Below are 19,481 nucleotides of genomic sequence, written 5' to 3'. Positions count from 1 at the left end.
CCTAACCGTCGACTTCCGCCATCGTCGAATCGAAGGCGACGAGGAATTCCTCCGCGTGGCTCTTCTGGAAGACCAGCGGCGGCCGGATCTTCACGACGTTCCGGTAGGCGCCGGCATTGCTGGTCAGGAAGCCGCGGTCCTTGAGGCGGTTGATGATGTCGACGGCCTTGTCGGCGTCGGGCTCGCGCGCCGCATCGCCCTTCGCGATCTCGACCCCGATGAACAGCCCATGGCCGCGCACGTCGAGGATCGACGCGAAACGGCCCTGGCGTTCGGCGAGCGCGGCCTTCAGGAACGCGCCCACGGTGGCGACGTTCGCGGCCAGCCCATCGCGCTCGATGACGTCGATCACCGCCATGCCGACCGCCGCCTGCAGCGGGCTCGAGGCGAAGGTGTTGAAGTAGCGCGTCGCGCTCCGGAACGTCTCGACCAGCCTGCGGCTCGCGGCGGTGGCGGCGAGCGGCAGGCCGTTGCCCATCGGCTTGCCGGTGACGACGATGTCGGGCCTGAAGCCCAGAACGTCGTAGCCCCACCAGACACCGCTGCGGCAATAGCCGGCCTGGACCTCGTCGGCGATCACCAGTCCGCCCGCTTCGCGCACGATCTCGGCGGCCCGCGCCATGAATCCGCGCGGCACGTCGGGCAGTCCCTCGTTGGCGAAGATCGAACAGACGATCAGCCCGGCGAAGCCCGTGCCGTCCTCCTCGAAGCTGCGTATGACCTGCCGCAGCCGGTCGAGATAGGCCTCGCACAATTCGTCCTCGGTCGCGCCGGAGATCAGCGGGCGCAGCATCTCGGGGAAGGGGATCGCGCGCACGTCGCCGGCGCTGTTCTGCCCGTTGCCGATGCGCGTCATCTTTCCGACCGCCTCGCTGTTGCCGTGATAGGTCGCGTTGGTGCAGACGATGCCGGCCTTGCCGGTCGCCATGCGCGCCATACGCAGCGCCACCTCGTTGGCCTCGGTGCCGGAGCAGGAGAAGATCACGCTCTCGATCTCCCGGCCGTGCAGCGCCGCCAGCCGCTCGGCGAAGGAAACGATGCCTTCGTGCAGGTAGCGGCTATGGACGTTCAGCGTCGACTGCTGGCGGGCCATCGCCTCGGCCACATGGGGATTGGCGTGACCGACGCAGGGCACGTTGTTGTACATGTCGACGTAGCGCCGGCCCTCGGGATCGAACAGCTCGACCCCCTGGCCCCGCACGATGTGCAGAGGCGTGTTGTAGAAGAGGGGTGCGCCGGCTCCGAGAGCGCGGTCGCGGCGGGCGGCGAGTGTCGTCGAGTCCATCGGTCGGCCTTTCGGTGGCGTCGACCGCGACGATAGCGCCCGCCGTGCGCCGTTCCTACATCTTCCCCGAAACGATGCGCGCGCCCAGCGCCCAGCGATGGACCTCCGACGGTCCGTCGTAGACACGGAAGGCGCGCGAATCGCGGAAGAAGCGCTCGACCACCGTGTCGCGCGTGATGCCGAGGCCACCCAGGATCTGGACGCAGCGGTCGGCGACGCGGAAATAGGCCTCCGAGCAGATGACCTTGGACATCGAACTTTCGTTCGACGCGCGCTCGCCCTGGTCCAGCAGCCAGGCGGTGTGCCAGATCGACAGCCGCGCCTGGTTCATGTCCATCAGATTGTCGGCCAGCATGAACGACACGCCCTGATGCTCGCCCAGCGTCTTGCCGAAGGCGACGCGGGTGCGGGCATAGTCCGTGGCGATGTCCTGCGCGCGCATGGCCGCGCCCAGCCAGCGCATGCAGTGGCTGAGGCGGGCGGGGGCGAGGCGGACCTGGGCGTAGCGGAAGCCCTTGCCGATCTCGCCCAGCACCGCGTCGGCCGGCAGGCGCAGGTTCTTGATCTCGACCACGCCGTGGCCGCCGGTGAAGCTCGAATCCATCGTGTCGAGCGTGCGCTCGAGGCGGATCGCGGGGTCGGGCAGGTCGGCCAGGAACATGGTGGCGTGGCCGTCCATCGGGCCGCCCTCGTTCTTCGCCATGATGATGGCGCAGCCCGCACCCTCGGCGCCGGTGATCAGCCACTTGCGGCCGTTGATCACCCACTCGTTGCCTTCGAGGCGCGCCGTCGTCGTCATCAGGCTGGGATCGGAGCCGGCGCCGCCCGGCTCGGTCATGCAGAAGATCGAGCGGATCTGGCCGGTCGCCATGCGCTTCAGGAAGTGCTCGCGCTGGTCGGGCCGGGCCACGACGTCGAGCAGGTGGATGTTGCCCTCGTCGGGCGAGGCGCAATGGATCGCCGTCGGCCCCAGGATCGAATAGCCCGCCGCCTCGAAGACATGGGCGCGGCCGACCTGGCTCAGCGCCTGGCCGCCATATTCCTTCGGCACCTGCGGCGCGAACACGCCGGCGGCCTTGGCGAGTTCGTTCATCTCGATCCGCAATTCGTCGGTTGGCCCGTGCGCCGTCCAGCGCGGATCGGTCTCGTAGGGGATGATCTTTTCTTTGACGAAGTCCTTCACCTTGGCGGCCAGGTCGGTGATCGCCGCCGGCGGCGTGAAGTTGAGGTCGTCGATCTTCTGCCTGGTCGTCACGAAACTCTCCCGCGTTTGCGGCCGGAACCTAGCACGGGTCGCGACCGGACGGGGACAAGCCGGTCGCAGAGCAATATGCAACCATAACGTGCTTTACTCTTGACATGCTCGTTCCTTAATTGTTCCCATACGCAACGGGAGCAGGACATGCAGGCGAAGGTTCGGACGGTGGCGTTCCAGGGCATCGATGTGTTGCCCGTCGACGTGCAGGTGCTGGTGGCACCGGGCACCATCGCCTTCACCGTGGTCGGCCTGCCCGACAAGGCGGTGGGCGAGAGCCGCGAGCGGGTGCGGGCCTGCTTCCGGGCACTGGGGCTGGCCCTGCCGCCGCAGCGCATCACCGTGAACCTCTCGCCGGCCGATCTCGCCAAGGAGGGCAGCCACTACGACCTTCCCATCGCCCTCGGCCTCCTGGCCGCGATGGGCGTGCTGCCGCGCGAAAGCGTGGAGGGGTTCGTGGCCCTCGGTGAACTGGCCCTCGACGGTGCGCTGTGTCGCGTGCCGGGCGTCCTGCCGGCGGCAATCGCCGCCCAGGCGGCGGGGCGCGGCGTGATCTGTCCGGCGGTCTGTGGCGGCGAGGCCGCGTGGGGTGGCTTCGATCCGGCTCATGACACCGACCGGCCGCCGATCATCGCCGCGCCTTCGCTGCTGGCGCTGATCAACCACCTGCGCGGCCAGCAGACCCTGCCGGCGCCCGAGGCGCTGATGGCCGACGACCGCACCCACTATCCCGACCTCGCCGAGATCAAGGGCCAGGAGAGCGCCAAGCGCGTGCTCGAGATCGCCGCGGCCGGCGGCCACAATCTGCTGATGATCGGGCCGCCGGGCTCGGGCAAGTCGATGCTGGCGGCACGCCTGCCGGGTCTGCTGCCGCCGCTCGAACCGGAGGAGGCGCTGGAAGCCTCGATGGTGCGCTCGCTGGCCGGTGACCTGGGCGAGGGGCGTCTCAGCCGCCGCCGCACCTTCCGCGACCCGCATCATTCGGCGACGCTTCCGGCGCTGATCGGCGGCGGCACGCGCGTCAAGCCGGGCGAGGTCTCGCTGGCCCATCACGGCGTGCTGTTCCTCGACGAACTGCCGGAGTTCAACCGCGCCACGCTCGAAGCGCTGCGCCAGCCGCTGGAGAGCGGCCGCGTGACGGTGGCGCGCGCCAACGCGCACGTCACCTACCCGGCGCGCTTCCAGCTGGTCGCCGCCATGAATCCCTGCCGCTGCGGCCACCTGATGGACCCGACCCGCTCCTGCGCCCGCGGCCCGCGCTGCGGCGCGGACTACCAGGCCAAGCTCTCGGGCCCATTGCTCGACCGCATCGACCTCACCATCGACGTGCCGGCCGTCGCCGCCGCCGATCTCGCGCTGCCGCCGCCGGCGGAAAGTTCTGCCGATGTCGCGGCCCGCGTCGCGGCCGCCCGCACCGTGCAGCGCGAACGGCTGGCCGAGCTCGATGCGAAGGGAAAGCTGGTCGCCGTCGAAGCCGACCCTGCCGCCGGCCTTCTCGCGGACCGGGCCCGCAACTGGGCCAAGCCACGCTGCAACGCCGACACCGACGGCGCCCTCCTGGCCGCCATCGCCGAACCCGACGCCGAGGGACGGGCACTGCTCGCCCGTGCCGCCGAACGCCTCGGCCTCTCCGCCCGCGCCTGGCACCGCACCCTCAGGGTCGCGCGGACGCTCGCCGATCTCGACGGCTCCGACGCCGTGCGCCGCCTGCACATCGCCGAGGCCCTGAGCTATCGCCGCCCGCAGTCGCGCTCGATGCTGGCCGCTTAAGCGTGCTCGCGATAGCCCGTAAGAGCCGCGCACTGCGTTGAATGGTGTATCTGGACAGCTAGGCCAAGACATCGCGCAGGGGGGGGCCTTATGCAGCGCCGCGCGTCAAGGAAACTGTGGTGCATATCGGCTTTAGACGTCTAGTGAGGACTTAAATTCTTGGGTGCTCATTAGACGTTGTGTCTAACTCCATTAGACTTCACTATCGGATGCATTACCAAGGAAGTTACAACCCTAAATGGCCCAGCTATTTTTAGCTTTTCCGAAGGATCTGGCTGAGACAGATCTAGCTGCTTCGCTGATAAGGACTCTTGGGAGGGAAGGCCATGACGTCGAATTAGCCGATGATATCCCTCCTGGTGAGGATACGGCAAAGTATCGGACTCGCAAGATTCAGGAGGCAGATGCATTTGTCCCAGTAGTTCTGCGAGAGATATCACCATCTCAGGAAGACGACCTTGGTGATGCGTTGCGGTCGGCATCGACAAGTGGCAAGCCCTTGATCATCCCCGTCTTGCTTGCGGACACCGTTTCGCCAGCGGAGATTGCACACCTTGCCGCCGTAAGATGGAAGCCGGGCGACGATCTTATTGAGATAGCTAGGCCAATAACGCGCTCACTGAATCTTGCTTTAGAAAGACGACGAGAGCAGCGTCAGAAGTCCGCAGATGAGACCAAAAAGATCGAGGTGACATCGGCAACATTCATCGATGAGACGATGAAGTCCCTACGACGAGAAAGCTTCAATAGCCGCGCGCAGGGCGTTCTCTGGTATGTTGGAGGCTTCCTTTCGCTGTTGGGCGGTGCTGCCATTACGTATGCAGCTTTCGGCCAGTTCACCAGTAAAGCTGGTGATGATGGCTGGGCGCTTGTTGCGCTAGTCGCAATAAAGGGCATCGTTGGCGTTGGTCTACTAGCTGCGTGTGCTCGGTATGCGTTTGCTCTGGGCAAATCTTATACAAGTGAGGCTCTGAAGACTTCTGACCGAATTCACGCGATCGCGTTCGGCAGGTTCTACCTCCAACTCTATGGCACGGAGGCGAAATGGGACGAAATAAAAGAGGCCTTTCAGAACTGGAATATTGATCGCCAGTCGGCATTCTCCGGTATTGATGCCAATCAAATAGACCCCAAGTTCATGGATAAGGTCGTTGATCTCATAAACGCCGTGAAGCCCAATAAGTAAGGTCGCTATCGGATAGAAAGCACAGGGCAAGCACTACCGGTCCCGGTTCTCCATCAGGACGATCGCCTGCCTGAGCGGTTTGGCATCGACGGCGGTCTGGCCCTTGAAGGGCTGGTCCATGATGAAGACGAAGCCGATGAAGGCACCCATCACCGCCATCTGGGCCGCGAGCACGTAGGCGCGGAAGGCGCTGCGCTGCATGGTGCTGGTGATGAACAGCAGCATCAGCACCGCAAACAGCACGACCTGCCAGTAGGGCTGGGGGAGCGAGAGCGAGACGGCGTTGAGGCGGGCGTCGCGGGACTCCGCGATGGAGTCGAAAGACCTCAGGATCTCCGCATAGATCGTCGCCTCGCGGCCGGGCTTCGGCTCGATCTCGAAGATTCCCCGCGACAGCGGCGCGAAGGCCAGCCGCACCTTGTCGCTGCGCTCGCCGCGCAGCATCGCGGGCCACTCGTCGTCGACGATCGCCTTCGTGTATTCCAGCAGGTTGAGCCTCAGCTCCGTGACCTGCTCGTCGCCGTAGCGGTTGAGCAGCCGGTCCAGGCGATTGATCTGCGACGCCTCGTTCGAGACCAGCGCGTCGGCCTTGCGGAAGTTGGCCTCCGCCTCCACCAGGGTGAAGGCCAGCACCAGGCTCGTCATGGTGAAGAGCGTGGCCTGCATGCGCAGCACGAAGTCGTTGTTCTCGTTACTGGTCTGCAGCCCCGGCAGGCGATGCACCAGCGACGGCATGGCGAGGATCGCGCCCGCCATGATGAGCGCGCAGGCCACCAGGATCAGGGTCTCGGGGAGCGAGTAGAGCCAGTCGATCATCTTCAGGTGCCGCAGTTGACGCTAACAATTTCAGTGGGCGCGCAATTTACGAGATTGCTCCCGAATGGCGCGCTCGACTAGGGTCGGGAGGTCGCGGCCGCCGGTTGCTGACGACCGCCCTGGAGAGAGTAGCCGATGTTCCGTTCGCTCATGTTCGTTCTCACGTCTCGATTCACGATCGGTCTCCTCTCTCTCCTGATCTGCATCCCCATGACCATCACTCTAATCGAAGTCTCCCACGCGTTGTGGGGCAAGCCCGACCTCAAGGAGGAGATGGAGATCGTCACCGGCATCGGCATCATCATGATCGGCTGGGGCGTCCTCCTGGAGGAGCGCCGGACGCTGCGCGAGATTTTCGGCCTGCTGGATGGCCCGGACGAGGCATGGCAGTCTGCGATCGACCATGCCTGCCACAATTACGGCGTCGGCCAGCTTTCCATCGGCCTGATGGCCGAGATCTGCATCGAGCTGATCAAGATCCCCAACACCATCATCTACACCGGCGAGGTCGACGACTATCTCGTCGCCGCCGGTCTCTTCTGCGTGGGCATGGGCGCGCTGCTGCTCGTGCGCCACGTGCTGGTGATGTTCTTCTTCCTGCCGCGGTCGGTCGCGGCGGCGCACTGAGGCGCCTCGGTCAGGGATCGATCAGCACGCCCGGGTTCATCATCCCCTTCGGATCCAGTTCGCGCTTGGCGCCGCGCAGGGCGCGCGCGAACAGCTCGGGCCGCTGTCGGTCGTAGAACGGCCGGTGGAAGCGGCCCACCGCGTGATGGTGTGTGGTCGTGCCGCCATGCTCCACCGTCGCGGCGGTGCAGGTCGAGAGGATCTCCATGAACTGCGCCAGCGCATCCTTCTTCGGATCGAACAGGCCGCCGAACGTGAAATAGAGGCAGGGCCCGTCGGGATAGACGTGGGTGAAGCGGCAGGTGACGGTGCCCTCGCGGCCCGTGACGGCCTTGATGGTCTCCTTCGTCAGCTTCGTGATCTTCGCATGGAAGTCACGATAGCGCTCCCAGGTCATCGAGGTCTCGAAGGTCGAGGAGAGGATGCCGCGCGCCACCGCATGCTCGCCATAGTGCGGCGCGCGGATGAACTTGTTGCGCCAGGCGCCGGCCGCGCCCGACCGATGCGCGTTCTCGTCGTCGTCGCTCTGGTCGGCGACACCGCCATGCGCTGCGCAGATTTCGAGTGCGCGCTTCATCCAGGCGTCGAGCGGATGGTCGGGCGATTCGAAGGCCAGCACCAGCACGGCCTCCTCGTTGCTCCACGGGATTCCGGGCAGCGCCTCGCGCGCCTCGAGCAGGCGGCAGTTGGCGGGATAGAGGCCGGCCTGCGTGATGTCGCGCACCGCGTCGGCGCCGGCATGGAAGTCGCGGAAGCGGACGCTCGCCGAGGCACGGAAAGTCGGCTTCTTGCGCAGGCGCACCCAGGCCTCGGTGATGATGCCGAGAATGCCCTCGGAGCCGATGAACATCCGGTCGGGGCTGGGGCCGGCGCCGGAACCGGGCAGGCGGCGCGTCTCCAGCGTCCCCTCGGGCGTCACGACGCGCGTGCTCTCCACGAAATCGTCGATGTGGGTGTAGAGCGTCGCGTAGTGGCCGCCCGAGCGGGTGGCGATCCAGCCGCCCAGGGTCGAGCAGCGATAGGCCTGCATGTAGTGGCGCATGGTGAACGGCGTGTCGCGCAGCGCATCCTCGATCGCGGGCCCGTAGATGCCGCCCTGGATGCGCGCCGCCTGGCTCACCGCATCGACCTCCAGCACCTTGTCCATGTGGCGCGTCGAGATCGTCACCACCCTGTCGAAGGCGGCCGAGGGCTCGATGCCCTTCACGACGGAGGAGCCGCCGCCATAGGGGATCGCCTTGGCGCCGATGCGGCCGCACCAGTCGAGGATCTTCGCGATGTCCTCCTCGGTCTCGGGGAAGGCCACCGCGTCGGGCGGGTTGGGCACGGAGCGCATGAACATGCGCAGCGTGTCGAAGCCCGCCTTGCCGTAGCTGTGCTCCAGCCGCGTCAGGTGATCGGTGCGCACCATCGCCTGCAGCGCCGACGGCACCTCGACCCGGCTCTTGCGCAATTCGATCTCGTCCGCCTTGGGCGGCGGCTTCACGTCGAAGCCGGAGAGGCCGTAGCGCTGGGCGATCTCCGCTTCCCAGGGCCGGATCTCGTCGGGAGTCAGGTCCTCGTCGGCGTAACCCCAGGCATAGAACTTCTTCTGCCGCCGCATGTTTCCTCCGGAGACTTGTTCATTGTCTTGCTTTCGTCCTTCAGGCGGCGAAGGCGATCGGCTTCGTCGTCCCCTTGATCTGGGTACGGTGCATCACGCGCCGCGCCGCCTTGTCGAACGGGTCGCGGCGATGCATGGTCGAGCGGTTGTCCCACATCACCAGGTCGCCGACCTTCCAGACATGCTGGTAGATGAAGCGCGGCTGCGTGACGTGCGCCCACAGCTCCTCCAGCACCGCGTCGGATTCGGCCTTCGTGTAGCCCTCAACGTAGGAATTGCGGCGGCGTCCGAGATAGAGCGTCGCGCGGCCGTTCACTGGGTGGCGCAGGATGGCCGGATGCCAGGCACCGGGCGCGACCATCGGGTCGTCGGTCGGCGTGACGCCCTTGCGCAGGAAGCCGCCGGAATTGTAGGTGCCGTCGTGCTTCACGCGGCGGCCCTCGATCTTCGCCCGCAGGGCCGCGGGCAGGGCGTCGCAGGCGGCCTGCATGCTGGTGAACCAGGTGTTGCCGCCGGTCGGCGGAATCTCCAGCGAATAGAGCATCGAGGCATCGGGCGGCACGTCGAGGTAGCTCATGTCGGTGTGCCAGACCGCCTCGCCGTCGCCCAGCGCGCCGATCGGATCGCCCTTGGTGTCGAGCACGTTCGAGACGACATAGATGTCGGGATAGCCCGGCGGGCTGATGCGGCCGCGTTCCTGGTTGGGCGGCGGGTCGAGCTCGCCGAAGCGGCGGCTGAAGGCCAGCAGGTGGTCGTCGCTGAGCTGCTGCCCGCGCAGCAGGATCATCGAGTGCGCATACCAGGCGCGCTCGATGGCAGCGAACTCCTCGTCGCTGAAGTTGCGCAGGTCGACTCCGAGGATTTCCGCTCCGACGGCATCGGTCACGGGACGTACTGTTACGGCCATGTCTTGTTCTCCGGCTTTGCCGCGATGATCGGCCGGTCGCGCGGGTCGATCAAGCGCCGAGCGCCGGCACCAGCCACTTGAGCAGCGTGCCGGCGACGGCCGGCGAGAGCGGGCCGCCGAACCCCGGATCGGCCGGACCGGTCACCGTCTTGAGATTGTGGCTGACCTGCGGGATCACCACGGCCTCGCCGGATATGTTGCGGGTCCGCAGCGCGTCGATCAGGGGCTGCACGTCCTCCATCGGCACCACCTGCCGGTCGGCGCCGCCCTGGACGAGCAGGCAGGGCAGGCGGCTTTCGGCGAGCGCCGCCGCGGGATCGAACGACATGAGGCTTTTCAGGAAGGGTCCGGCATAGAGCGGGAAGAGGAGCTGCAGTTCGGGCGGCAGGTTGTTCGGCACGCGGCCGGTCTCGAGGATGGCGGCGATCGCGCGATCGGTGGGCAGGCGCAGCGACGGCGGCGCATCGCGCGCGATCTGCGCCTGCAAGATGTCCTCGAGCTTGCGGCCCGGCGTGGCGGCCAGGACCAGCGCATGCAGCTTCCTCGTGGCCAATGCCCGGCTTGCGGCAAGAGCCAGCAGGCCGCCCTCGCTGTGGCCCAGCAGCGCCGTCGCATAGGGTTTGATCTCGTCGTGACGCAGCAGTTCGGCATGCGCGGCCTCGACGTCGCCCACGAAATTGTCCCAGGCGAAGAACGCCTCCTGCTCCTCCAGCGAGCCGCGCGGCCGTGGCGTCGACTGGCCGATGCCGCGCTTGTCGTAGCGCAGCGAGGCGATGCCGTTGCGCGCGAGCAACTCGGCGATCTCCCTCAGGAGATCGATGCGATCCGGCGCCAGCGGGTTGTTGCCGTCGCGATCGGTCGGTCCGCTGCCGGCGACCAGCACGATGCCCGGCACGTACTGGATCTCGCTGAACAACGGCATCAGCAGCGTACCGGCCAGGCTGACGCCGCCGGTGCCGGCGAAGCGCACCGCTCGCGTCTTGGTCCTGCCCTTCGCGTACCAGCCGCTCTCGGTCAGCGACTGCGGCGTCCGTCTCCGGTCCTGCGCCTGCGCCCACGCGGCGCCGGGAAGCAACGCACCGGCACCCAGCAGGGCGCGCCGTCGGATCAAGCCTGCTTGTCCGGCTTCGGCATGCCTGTCGAATGGCCCATGATTCCGCCGCCGAAGATGTGGACGTGGAAATGGAACACCAGCTGCCCGCCATTGGGTCCGTGGTTGGCCACGATGCGATAGCCTTCGGGATCGAGGCCGAGATCGCGCGCGATCTTCGAGACGGCACGCCAGAAGCCGACGATCATCTCCGCCGGCGCCCTGGCGCCGAAATCCGCCTGGCTGACATACTCGCCCTTGGGGATCACCAGCACGTGCACGGGCGCCAGCGGCGCGATGTCGTGGAAGGCCAGCACGAACTCGTCCTCGTACACCTTCCGGCACGGCAACTCGCCGCGCAGGATGCGGGCGAAGACGTTGCTGCGGTCGTAGGCGGCGATCATCGAGTCAGGCGCGGACATGGTGGGCTCCGGAAGAAGCGGGGACCTCCTATATAGGGAAGGTTGCCGCCCAGGCAGAACGCCAAAACGCCGCCCGAATTCGCACGGCGCTATCCTTTCAGCAGGCGCGGCCGTCCAGGCGATTCGATGGTGGCAGGCCTGGCCTGCCGTCGCAGCGCTGCCACCAGCACGTCGCGGGCTTCGTCGATCCGGGCGGCGAGATACGGCGAACCGCCGGTATCGGGATCGGCGCCGCGCATGAGACGACGGTGGGCGACGTGAACGCTCGCGAGATCCGCGCCCTCCGCGAGGCCCAGCACGTCGAGTGCCTCCTTCACGGCCATGCCGGCGTCGTCCTGGTCGTCGGGCGTAAAGGAAATCTGTCGCTGGGGTGACGCGGGCGAAGTCGCATGCTTCAGATAGGCTTCGAGCAGCGCCGCCGCGTGCTGCACGGCGCGCGGATCGGGCGCGGCCGACTCCTGCCAGACTGGTGGCATTTCGAAAGGCGGTGGCTTTGTCCGGAAGAGGGCGAAGGCGGCGCGCAGCGGCATCAGGATCGCGCGCCACTTGAGAAACGTGGGCACGACGATCATCGCCGCGCCGAGCAGCATCGCGGCCGCGTACTGTTCGCGCGCGATCAACATCACCAGGAGTGGAATGGCCGCGATCACCAGCAGCAGCAGCATCCATCGGATGGTGCGCACCATCGTCTTGGGATCCGAATGGAGGAACCAGTCGATGAACTTCGCGCCGGTGGCCAACACGGAAAGGCCGAGCACGATCGCGGAGATGATGACGGCATAATCCATCGACGCACTCCTTCAGGAAGAGCCTAACCGCGAACCAAAACGAAATCAGCGGTCAGCACTGCAATTTTCTGCCTGTGTTTCGCGGCGAGTCGTGTCTAGACTTCGCGTACATTGTGAATCAGGGAGTGCAGCGGATGACTGAGCCCACTCGAGAAACACCGGCCACCAAGGTTTCTCAGGAAGTTCCGCCTCTCGTTTCTCCCGTGTCGTCGAGTTCGGAATCGAACATTCCCTCGCGCCAGGGTTCGATCGACGAATTCCTGCGCCGCAACGAAGAAGTGCTCGCCAAGGATCGCGAGGAGTTCCAGGCCTATCTCGTCGCCAAACACGAACAGGCGACGCTGAAGGCCAAGGCGGAAGCCGCGAAGCCAAAGGTCAAGACGAAGATGAGCCGGCGCACGATGCTCAACGTCGCCGTCGGCACGGCCGCGACCGCCGAAGTAGCCGTGCTCGGCTATCATGCGATGGGCGGCGGCTCGTCTTCGGACAACGGCATCCTGCAGGCCGCCGGCACGGGCGCGCAGCAGTCGCCGATCGTGCGCGAGACGGTCGATTCGATGTCCGAACTCAAGGGACGCGGTCTCGGCCGCTGGGTTGCCCTGCTCCCGACCAAGATGGGCGGCGGCACCTACGCGATGGATCTACACTCGAACCGCGTGCTGGCCTCGATCTGGTACTGGAACTACGGCGACTACAATCCGATCAGCCATCATCTCTGTGCCTTCCCGAGCTCCGATCCCTATCGCGACTTCGAGTTCGTGAATTCGACGCAGGGCGGCCAGAACTCCCTGATCTACGGCATCCCGACCAACGTGACGGCGGAGAACGCGCCGGGCGGCACCAACATCTATCGCGTGCGCTACGACGGCTCGCAGATGCAGATGATCGAGAACGTCTCGGAGACGACGGGACTGGGGCTCGGCGTGCATGTCACCGTAAACCCGAAGGATGCGCAGTCCTATTTCGTGACCGACGGCCAGAAGGACATCGCCGCCTGCTTCGACCGCACCACCTCGCGGGTAAAGGCGGCGCTGCGCTTCGACTGGGAGCCGAACGTGCCGGAGTTGCGCAACGCATGGATCAAGGGCGGCACGCTCACCATCCGGAAGATCTATCCGGACGAGAAGACCGGCCTCTACAATTACCGCGGCACCAAGGGCAACAAGATCGACTGGGAAATGGTGCCCATGGGCGAGCTGTTCGTCGAGGAAGGCTCGCTGCCCGGCGAGGCGCCGCTGACGCTGACCGGTGCCGACGGCACGATCTGGCATCCCGAAGGCCGCTGGGCTGCCACGGTGGTGAGACTCTGCGGCGGCATCTGTATCCTCGACCCCGAGAAGAATTTCGAGCCGGCCGCCTTCCTGCAGTTCAACAAGGATTCGCAGGACCAGTACAAGGTTGAGCAGGTCGACAAGGACACGTGGAAGGTCGTCTTCGACAAGATCCACTCGCCGGGCCACGAGATCGGCTTCTCGCCGGACGGCAAGTTCCTGGTGATGATGAACAATCTGCGGGAAAACAACTGCTCGGTTTTTTCCTGCACCGATCCCGACCCCACGAAGTGGCGAAAGGTGGCGCATGTCGAGGACCCGCTGTGGCGCGGCAAGTATCCGAACCCGTTCCACATGGTCTTCTCGATGGACAGTTCGAAGCTTTACCTGTCCATCCTGCACCCCTCGCCGGCGTCCAGCGGCATCATGGTGGTCGACACCAAGACCTGGACGATCCTGAAGGAGATCCAGGGAATTGGGCCCGACCTGCAGACACCCGCCATCACCTACGACGGCAAGTACGTGCTGACGCCGTTCAGCGGCTTCCAGCGCCAGTCGAGCGGCATCGCGGTCATCGACACCTCGACCGACACGTTGATCGGCATCCTGCCGAGCAACGGCGGGCACCATGATTGCGTGATCATCCCGACCAAGCTGGAGCACATGAAGCACACGCGCTCCTGTACGCTCTGAGTGGGCACGCCTTGAGGCTGCTCGCCAGCCTGGCGCTGCAGAATCTCGGACGTCGCAAGGCCCGCAGTCTTCTGTTGATCGCGGCCGTGGCGGTGGCCAGCGGCGTGGTCTTCACCGGCGCCACGCTGATGCGCAGCATCGACAGAAGCATGGCTGTGGGCTTCACCCGGCTGGGCGCCGACATGATGGTGGTGCCCGAAGGCGCGCTCACCAACATCACGGCGGCGCTGCTGACGGTCGAGCCCACGGATCTCGTGCTCGACCAGGATCTGTTCGCCCGGGCAGCGATCACCAGCGTGAACCGCGCGGCCCCGCAGAAGATCGCGCGCGTCGAGCATTCCGGCATCGGCAGCCATCACGATTCGGTCGATCTCATCGGCTTCGAGCCGGCACTCGACTTCACGGTGCAGCCCTGGCTGGTCGAGAAGCTGAACCGCGACCTGCGGCCGGGCGACGTCATCCTGGGTGCCGGCCGCACCGCGCCGCTCGGGTCGGAGCTGCTGATCTTCGGCAAGGCGCATACAGTTTACGGACGGCTCGGGAAGACCGGCGTCGGCACGCACGAGCGCGGCGTGTTCATGAGCTTCGCCACACTGGAGGCGCTGGCGGGATCGGTCCATGGACCCAACGGCCCGCCGGCCGCGCTGCAGCAGGGCAAGGTCAGCGGCTTCCTGGTGGAACTGGCGCCCGGCGCCACGCCGCTGCAGGCTCGGTTCGCCATCCTGTCGACCGTGAAGGGCGTTCGCGTCGTGACAGGGGATTCGACCATGAGCGGCATCCGCCAGGGGCTGGCGGCGCTGCTCGACGGCATCCTGGCGCTGATGGTGCTGATGTTCGCCAGCACCGCCCTCATGGTCAGCGTGCTCTTCTCGGCGATCGTCACGGAGCGCCGCGGCGAGCTCGGCCTGTTGAAGGCGGTCGGCGCCCGGCGCGGGCAGATCGTCGGCATGATGGTCATCGAGGCGATGATCGCCACCGGTGCCGGCGGTGCGCTGGGCGTCGTGCTTGGGATCCTGGTGATGCGCCTCTACGAACGCTCGCTGGTCTACTACCTCGAGACCATCGGCGTGCCCTTCGTCTGGCTCGACGGGCCGCACATGGTGGCCGTGGCGATGCTTGCGGTCGTGATGGCCTCGATCATCGGCGCGCTGGGTTCGCTCTATCCGGCGTGGCGCGCCAGCCGGCGCGATCCCTACGATCTCGTGCGCGGCGAGGGCTGAGGCGATGCTCTCCTGCCGGGCGCTGCGGAAGGACTATGTCACGGAGCGTGGCCCGGTGGCGGCCGTGGCCGGTGTCGACCTCGACGTGGCGGCCGGGCGCTACGCCGCGATCATCGGCCGCTCGGGCTCGGGAAAGTCGTCCCTGATGGCGATGATCGGCGGTCTCAGCCGCCCCTCGGCCGGGCAGGTCCTGGTCGAGGGCACCGATATCTGGAGCCTGTCGGACAACGCGCTGTCGGCTTTCCGCAACCGGCGCATTGGCTACGTCTTCCAGTTCGCGAGCCTGCTGCCGACGCTGCGTCTGATCGACAATGTCGCCCTGCCTGGCATGCTGGGCCGCACCGGTGCGACGAAACCCCTCTATGCGCGCGCCGCCGCCCTGCTCGGCCAGATGGGATTGGGCGATCATCTCGACGCCTATCCGGGCGAGGTCTCGGCGGGCGAGCAGCGGCGTGCGGTCATCGCCCGTGCGCTCATCAACGAGCCGGCGCTGATCCTGGCCGACGAACCAACCTCCGATCTCGACGAGCAGACCGAGATCGAGATCATGGACGAGCTTCTGGCGGTCAACTGCGAGCGCGGCACGACGCTGATCCTCGTCACCCACAATCTGGCGCTGGCCGAGCAGGCCGAGCAGATCGTGCACATCGCCCACGGGACGATCGTCGCATGAGCGTGCCGCCCGCCGCGCCGGACAAGGATGCGCTGATCGCCGACCTGCGGCGCCAGCTTGCCGCCGCACAGTCAGAAGCGCGCGTGCTGAGGCGGCGCCTGGGCATCGCGGCGGCGGCGAACGCCGCGTCGGGCGATTCTGCACCGGCGCGGGGATTGCTGGACGAACTGCGCGCCGCCGCGCCGCGCAAGGTCGATGCCCCGTCCACCATCGCGGTAAAGCTCGGGCGGCGCTTCGATCTCTGGCGGTCGCCCGCGGTCATCGGGCTGGTCATGGTGTTGCTGACGGCCTTCGCGATCGATGCCGGCGTCGGCCTGTACCAGGCGCGCGCGGCCCGCGAGGCGCGCCAGGCGCGGCTGCTGCTCGAGAACACCGCGATGCGCTCGCTCTATGTCGAGCTCAAGGGCATCGCCTACGATCCCGACGGCAAGTCGTATCGCATGACGCTCTTCCTGCAGAATGTCAGCCCCAAGGGGCCGCTCTACGTGATGTTGAACGCGGTGGCCGTCTACGTTCAGACGGGCATGGTCTGGCAGCAGGTACCGTCGCGCCCGGCGGAGGGTACGAGCTGGGGCGTGGTGAAGGTCGTGGACGGCTACACCTATGACGTCGTGTTCACGCCCGACGTTGCCAACTGGGCTGAACTCATTCCCGGCTACATGCATGTCCGCATCCAGTCGGACTTGCTGGTCAGCGAGAAGGCCCAGCCCGGCAACGATGTCGTCGAGCGCCGAACGCCCTATTACGTCTACCTGAAGCCGCACGGCGCCAACGACGAAGACATCAAGACGCGCAGCAGGTCGACCCGCACGCCGCCGCTCTTCATCCCGATGCCGCCGCACTGAAAAGGACGACGCGAAACGGCAGTCACGCCCTCATGCCGTCCTGGGCGTAGCGACGGATCTCGCGGCTGCAAGGGAGTCCGCTGGTCGTTCCGTCAGGTCCTTCGCGGGCGCTCGGGACGACGGGTTCAACGCTTGCGGCTGGCCTTCTCGGCGATGCCGGACAGGCCCTCGCGGCGGGCCAACTCGTCCCATACGGACTTGGGCTTCACGCCCACCGCGGCCCACAGGGTGAGCAGATGGTAGAGCATGTCGGCGCTTTCGCCGACCAGCTTGGCCTTGTCGCCGCGGATGCCTTCGATCAGCGCCTCGACGGCCTCCTCGCCCAGCTTCTTGGCGATCTGGGGTCGGCCACGGCTGAAGAGCCGCGCCGTGTAGGACGTTTCGGGGTCTGCGCCCTTGCGGCTGTCGATCACCAGGTACAGGCGATCGAGCACGTGCTCGTCGATCGTGACGATGTTCGGCCTTAGCGCCTTCTTGGCTTTTTTCTTCTTTGCCATCCGCGGGGAACTCCGCCGCCCGGGGGGAACGGGCGCTCGAAAATCTGACTACGCCTCTTGGACGGGCGCCGCGGCGACTTTACGCCAAAATCATGCCGCGCGCGAGATTTGTCGCACCGGAACGCCGGCGCGCGCGAGATGTTCCTTCGCCTGCGCGATGGTGAATTCACCGAAGTGGAAGATCGATGCGGCGAGCACCGCCGAAGCGCCGCCCTTTGTCACGCCATCGACCAGATGATCGAGCGTGCCGACGCCGCCGGATGCGACCACTGGCACCGGCACGGCATCCGACACGGCACGCGTCAGTTCGAGATCGAAACCCGACTTGGTGCCGTCGCGATCCATCGAGGTGAGAAGGATCTCGCCCGCCCCCGACTCCGCCATGCGGCGCGCCCAGTCGACCGCGTCGAGACCGGTGCCCTTGCGGCCGCCGTGGGTGAAGACCTCCCACTTGCCGGGGCCGGTGGTGCGCGCGTCGATCGCCACGACGATGCACTGGTCGCCGTACTTGCGGGCGGCTTCGCGCACGAATTCCGGCCGTGCCACCGCTGCCGAATTGATGGAAACCTTGTCGGCGCCGGCCAGCAGCAGGCGGCGGATGTCCTCGACCTGGCGCACGCCGCCGCCCACGGTCAGCGGCATGAAGCACTGCTCCGCGGTGCGGCCGACGACGTCGAGGATGGTGTCGCGGTTCTCGTGGCTGGCTGTGATGTCGAGGAAGGTGAGTTCGTCCGCGCCGGCGGCGTCGTAGATGCGCGCCTGCTCGACCGGATCGCCGGCATCGCGCAGGCCCACGAACTGCACGCCCTTCACGACGCGGCCGTCCTTGACGTCGAGGCAGGGGATGATGCGGACCTTCAGCACGGCGCCGCTACTCGCCCTTCAGCACGCGGATCGCGTCGGGCACGGTCACGCGACCGTCATAGAGCGCGCGGCCGACGATGGCGCCGACGATGCCGAACTCCTCGGTGGGCTTCAGCTCGCGCAGGTCGTCCAGCGAGCTGACGCCGCCCGAGGCGATGACCGGCGTGGTGAGATGCTGCGCCAGCGTCACCGTCGCATCGACGTTGACCCCGCCCATCGCGCCGTCGCGGTCGATGTCGGTGTAGATGATGGCCGAGACCCCGGCATCCTCGAAGCGCAGCGCGAGGTCGAGCGCCCGCACCGTGCTCTGCTTGGTCCAGCCGTCGACCGCCACGATGCCCTCGCGGGCGTCGATGCCGACGGCGATCTGGCCGGGCCACTGCTTGCAGGCGGCCTTCACCAGCCCCGGCTCCTTGACCGCGATGGTGCCCAGGATCACGCGCTTCACGCCCGCCTCGAACCACTGGGCGATGCTCTCGATGGTGCGGATGCCGCCGCCCAGCTGGGTCGGAACGTCGACGTCCTTCAGGATACTCTCGACCGCCGCGCGGTTGACCGGATGGCCCTCGACCGCCCCGTTCAGGTCGACCAGATGCAGCCATTCGCAGCCGGCGTTGGCGAAGGCCTTGGCCTGGGCGGCGGGGCTGTCGTTGAACACGGTGGCACGCTGCATGTCGCCGCGAAGCAGGCGCACGCACTTGCCGTCCTTGAGATCGATCGCAGGGAAAAGGATCATGGCGGCGCGGCTTTAGCGCGTTGCGGGCAGGGGCGCCACCCCGCCCGATGCCACACCGAACCGTCCCTCCTGGCGGATGCGGCGGCCGGGGATCACGGCACCGTCAGCGCCTGCCGATGCCGACGATCGCCCCGATCAGGCGGCCGAGATGGAACTTCGTCCAGATGTCGGCGGCGGAAAAGGCCGGACGCGCCTGCATGGCGGCCCAGTAGCGGGCGAGCGCCGGGCGTTTCGGGATCTCCGCGCCGAGACCGGCGAATTCCATGCGGCCGAGAAACACGGTCCAGACGACGTCGGCGACGCCGTAGGCGGGCGGTACCAGGACCGCGCGGCCATCACGCAGCGTCTGCTCGAGCCGGTCCATGAAGCCGATGGCCTCCGCGCGGCGGCGTTCCGAGAGCTTGACGACGGCGTCAGGCTCGAAGGTGGCGATCCGCCGGGCGAATACCGCGGCGCGCGCTCGATAGACCGCAGCCAGATCGGGATTTGCCGCGGCATGTGCCAGGAGCTGGCGGCGCGCCGCCTCCAGCCGCTTCGGGATCATGATCCGCGCCAGCGGGTTGCGGGCGAGCAGGCCTCCGAAGGTCAGTTCCTCGATCGGATAGGCATAGTGGAGGTCGACCCAGGCCTTCGTTTCGGGATCGGAGGTAGAGCCAAGCGCATACTCGGCGATGTCGCGACTCTCGACGAGGATGCGATCAGCCAGCACCAGCGTGGGCACCGTCATGCCCGGATTGAGCCGCACGTAATCAGGCTGCTGCTGGCTCAGCCGGTAATGGATATCGACGAAGACGCGTTCGTGGTCGATGCCGCCCTCGGCGAGCGCGAGGCGCGCGATCATCGAATAGTAGGAGGACGGCGTCTGATAGAGCCGCGGTCTCGCGCCGGAGAGCCTGGCAGTCTCAGTCATGAGGGTTCATCCGAACTGGGGGA

Annotated in this window: 19 protein-coding genes; 7 read left to right on the top strand and 12 right to left on the bottom strand. The window is 66.8% G+C overall.

Features of this window, described 5'->3' with window-relative positions; translation table 11 throughout:
• Position 1: 1 nt before the first annotated feature.
• Together LJ725_RS08575 and LJ725_RS08570 are read right to left on the bottom strand one after the other, a co-directional pair.
• On the bottom strand, positions 2-1,285 hold the full coding sequence (locus LJ725_RS08575) for an aspartate aminotransferase family protein (protein WP_230550237.1): 1,284 nt from the start codon (positions 1,283-1,285) through the stop codon (positions 2-4).
• 55 nt (positions 1,286-1,340) lie between these two features.
• Positions 1,341-2,540 carry an acyl-CoA dehydrogenase family protein gene (locus LJ725_RS08570; protein ID WP_230550236.1) on the bottom strand — a complete coding sequence of 400 codons (1,200 nt, stop codon included), beginning with the start codon at positions 2,538-2,540 and terminating at the stop codon, positions 1,341-1,343.
• Between the two features lie 147 nt (positions 2,541-2,687).
• Here LJ725_RS08570 and LJ725_RS08565 point away from each other — a divergent pair, with 147 nt between their 5' ends.
• On the top strand, positions 2,688-4,310 hold the full coding sequence (locus LJ725_RS08565; protein WP_230550235.1) for a YifB family Mg chelatase-like AAA ATPase: 1,623 nt from the start codon (positions 2,688-2,690) through the stop codon (positions 4,308-4,310).
• Positions 4,311-4,548: 238 nt separating this feature from the next.
• Positions 4,549-5,496, top strand: a complete 948-nt coding sequence (locus LJ725_RS08560) for a TIR domain-containing protein (protein WP_230550234.1) — start codon at positions 4,549-4,551, stop codon at positions 5,494-5,496.
• Positions 5,497-5,529: 33 nt separating this feature from the next.
• On the opposite strand, the gene LJ725_RS08555 is transcribed toward LJ725_RS08560, so the two are convergent.
• Positions 5,530-6,312 (bottom strand): bestrophin-like domain, encoded by a 783-nt coding sequence (locus tag LJ725_RS08555; RefSeq protein WP_230550233.1) that lies wholly within the window; start codon positions 6,310-6,312, stop codon positions 5,530-5,532.
• Positions 6,313-6,447: 135 nt separating this feature from the next.
• Between LJ725_RS08555 and LJ725_RS08550 the strand changes: the two genes are divergently transcribed.
• Complete coding sequence (locus tag LJ725_RS08550; RefSeq protein WP_230550232.1) at positions 6,448-6,939, top strand: hypothetical protein; 492 nt, start codon at positions 6,448-6,450, stop codon at positions 6,937-6,939.
• Between the two features lie 10 nt (positions 6,940-6,949).
• Here LJ725_RS08550 and LJ725_RS08545 read toward each other — a convergent pair whose 3' ends face one another.
• The 5 genes from LJ725_RS08545 to LJ725_RS08525 form a co-directional block, all read right to left on the bottom strand.
• Entirely contained in the window at positions 6,950-8,542 is a 1,593-nt protein-coding gene (locus tag LJ725_RS08545) for an FAD-binding oxidoreductase (protein ID WP_230550231.1), read from the bottom strand.
• 40 nt (positions 8,543-8,582) lie between these two features.
• Positions 8,583-9,449: a TauD/TfdA dioxygenase family protein gene (locus tag LJ725_RS08540; protein ID WP_230550230.1), complete on the bottom strand. Its 867-nt coding sequence runs from the start codon at positions 9,447-9,449 to the stop codon at positions 8,583-8,585.
• A gap of 49 nt (positions 9,450-9,498) precedes the next feature.
• Positions 9,499-10,560 carry an alpha/beta hydrolase gene (locus LJ725_RS08535; RefSeq protein ID WP_230550229.1) on the bottom strand — a complete coding sequence of 354 codons (1,062 nt, stop codon included), beginning with the start codon at positions 10,558-10,560 and terminating at the stop codon, positions 9,499-9,501.
• The gene (locus LJ725_RS08530; RefSeq protein ID WP_230550228.1) at positions 10,557-10,961 is read right to left on the bottom strand and encodes a histidine triad nucleotide-binding protein; all 405 of its coding nucleotides are present in this window, start codon (positions 10,959-10,961) and stop codon (positions 10,557-10,559) included. The genes LJ725_RS08535 and LJ725_RS08530 overlap by 4 nt, the downstream gene beginning before the upstream one ends.
• 89 nt (positions 10,962-11,050) lie before the next feature.
• Positions 11,051-11,749: a J domain-containing protein gene (locus LJ725_RS08525; protein WP_230550227.1), complete on the bottom strand. Its 699-nt coding sequence runs from the start codon at positions 11,747-11,749 to the stop codon at positions 11,051-11,053.
• Between the two features lie 134 nt (positions 11,750-11,883).
• On the opposite strand from LJ725_RS08525, the gene LJ725_RS08520 reads away from it, so the two are divergent.
• From LJ725_RS08520 to LJ725_RS08505, 4 genes are read left to right on the top strand one after another with little or no spacing between them, the layout of a single operon-like run.
• Positions 11,884-13,713, top strand: coding sequence for a YncE family protein (locus tag LJ725_RS08520; protein WP_230550226.1), 1,830 nt, complete (start codon positions 11,884-11,886; stop codon positions 13,711-13,713).
• A gap of 11 nt (positions 13,714-13,724) precedes the next feature.
• On the top strand, positions 13,725-14,933 hold the full coding sequence (locus tag LJ725_RS08515) for an ABC transporter permease (RefSeq protein WP_230550225.1): 1,209 nt from the start codon (positions 13,725-13,727) through the stop codon (positions 14,931-14,933).
• 4 nt (positions 14,934-14,937) lie between these two features.
• Positions 14,938-15,606 carry an ABC transporter ATP-binding protein gene (locus LJ725_RS08510; protein ID WP_230550224.1) on the top strand — a complete coding sequence of 223 codons (669 nt, stop codon included), beginning with the start codon at positions 14,938-14,940 and terminating at the stop codon, positions 15,604-15,606.
• Positions 15,603-16,451 carry a hypothetical protein gene (locus tag LJ725_RS08505; protein WP_230550223.1) on the top strand — a complete coding sequence of 283 codons (849 nt, stop codon included), beginning with the start codon at positions 15,603-15,605 and terminating at the stop codon, positions 16,449-16,451. The genes LJ725_RS08510 and LJ725_RS08505 overlap by 4 nt, the downstream gene beginning before the upstream one ends.
• A 125-nt stretch (positions 16,452-16,576) precedes the next feature.
• Here LJ725_RS08505 and LJ725_RS08500 read toward each other — a convergent pair whose 3' ends face one another.
• From LJ725_RS08500 to LJ725_RS08485, 4 genes are all read right to left on the bottom strand, one after another.
• Positions 16,577-16,948, bottom strand: coding sequence for a phosphoribosyl-ATP diphosphatase (locus LJ725_RS08500; RefSeq protein WP_230550222.1), 372 nt, complete (start codon positions 16,946-16,948; stop codon positions 16,577-16,579).
• A gap of 90 nt (positions 16,949-17,038) precedes the next feature.
• Positions 17,039-17,812: an imidazole glycerol phosphate synthase subunit HisF gene (gene hisF / locus LJ725_RS08495; RefSeq protein WP_230550221.1), complete on the bottom strand. Its 774-nt coding sequence runs from the start codon at positions 17,810-17,812 to the stop codon at positions 17,039-17,041.
• Between the two features lie 7 nt (positions 17,813-17,819).
• Complete coding sequence (gene hisA, locus LJ725_RS08490; protein ID WP_230550220.1) at positions 17,820-18,548, bottom strand: 1-(5-phosphoribosyl)-5-[(5-phosphoribosylamino)methylideneamino]imidazole-4-carboxamide isomerase; 729 nt, start codon at positions 18,546-18,548, stop codon at positions 17,820-17,822.
• 103 nt (positions 18,549-18,651) lie between these two features.
• Positions 18,652-19,458: a glutathione S-transferase family protein gene (locus LJ725_RS08485; protein WP_230550219.1), complete on the bottom strand. Its 807-nt coding sequence runs from the start codon at positions 19,456-19,458 to the stop codon at positions 18,652-18,654.
• Positions 19,459-19,481: the final 23 nt, after the last annotated feature.

This window comes from Reyranella aquatilis (assembly GCF_020880995.1).
In the GTDB taxonomy this organism is placed as follows: Bacteria; Pseudomonadota; Alphaproteobacteria; order Reyranellales; family Reyranellaceae; genus Reyranella; species Reyranella aquatilis.
This window is presented reverse-complemented; position numbering and strand designations above follow the sequence as displayed.

Bases quoted from the DNA above. Each gene is read 5' to 3' on its own strand.
- LJ725_RS08575 (WP_230550237.1), bottom strand. From the start codon at position 1,285: ATGGACTCGACGACACTCGCCGCCCGCCGCGACCGCGCTCTCGGAGCC.
- LJ725_RS08565 (WP_230550235.1), top strand. From the start codon at position 2,688: ATGCAGGCGAAGGTTCGGACGGTGGCGTTCCAGGGCATCGATGTGTTG.
- LJ725_RS08560 (WP_230550234.1), top strand. From the start codon at position 4,549: ATGGCCCAGCTATTTTTAGCTTTTCCGAAGGATCTGGCTGAGACAGAT.
- LJ725_RS08555 (WP_230550233.1), bottom strand. From the start codon at position 6,312: ATGATCGACTGGCTCTACTCGCTCCCCGAGACCCTGATCCTGGTGGCC.
- LJ725_RS08550 (WP_230550232.1), top strand. From the start codon at position 6,448: ATGTTCCGTTCGCTCATGTTCGTTCTCACGTCTCGATTCACGATCGGT.
- LJ725_RS08545 (WP_230550231.1), bottom strand. From the start codon at position 8,542: ATGCGGCGGCAGAAGAAGTTCTATGCCTGGGGTTACGCCGACGAGGAC.
- LJ725_RS08540 (WP_230550230.1), bottom strand. From the start codon at position 9,449: ATGGCCGTAACAGTACGTCCCGTGACCGATGCCGTCGGAGCGGAAATC.
- LJ725_RS08530 (WP_230550228.1), bottom strand. From the start codon at position 10,961: ATGTCCGCGCCTGACTCGATGATCGCCGCCTACGACCGCAGCAACGTC.
- LJ725_RS08525 (WP_230550227.1), bottom strand. From the start codon at position 11,749: ATGGATTATGCCGTCATCATCTCCGCGATCGTGCTCGGCCTTTCCGTG.
- LJ725_RS08520 (WP_230550226.1), top strand. From the start codon at position 11,884: ATGACTGAGCCCACTCGAGAAACACCGGCCACCAAGGTTTCTCAGGAA.
- LJ725_RS08510 (WP_230550224.1), top strand. From the start codon at position 14,938: ATGCTCTCCTGCCGGGCGCTGCGGAAGGACTATGTCACGGAGCGTGGC.
- LJ725_RS08505 (WP_230550223.1), top strand. From the start codon at position 15,603: ATGAGCGTGCCGCCCGCCGCGCCGGACAAGGATGCGCTGATCGCCGAC.
- LJ725_RS08500 (WP_230550222.1), bottom strand. From the start codon at position 16,948: ATGGCAAAGAAGAAAAAAGCCAAGAAGGCGCTAAGGCCGAACATCGTC.
- hisA (WP_230550220.1), bottom strand. From the start codon at position 18,548: ATGATCCTTTTCCCTGCGATCGATCTCAAGGACGGCAAGTGCGTGCGC.
- LJ725_RS08485 (WP_230550219.1), bottom strand. From the start codon at position 19,458: ATGACTGAGACTGCCAGGCTCTCCGGCGCGAGACCGCGGCTCTATCAG.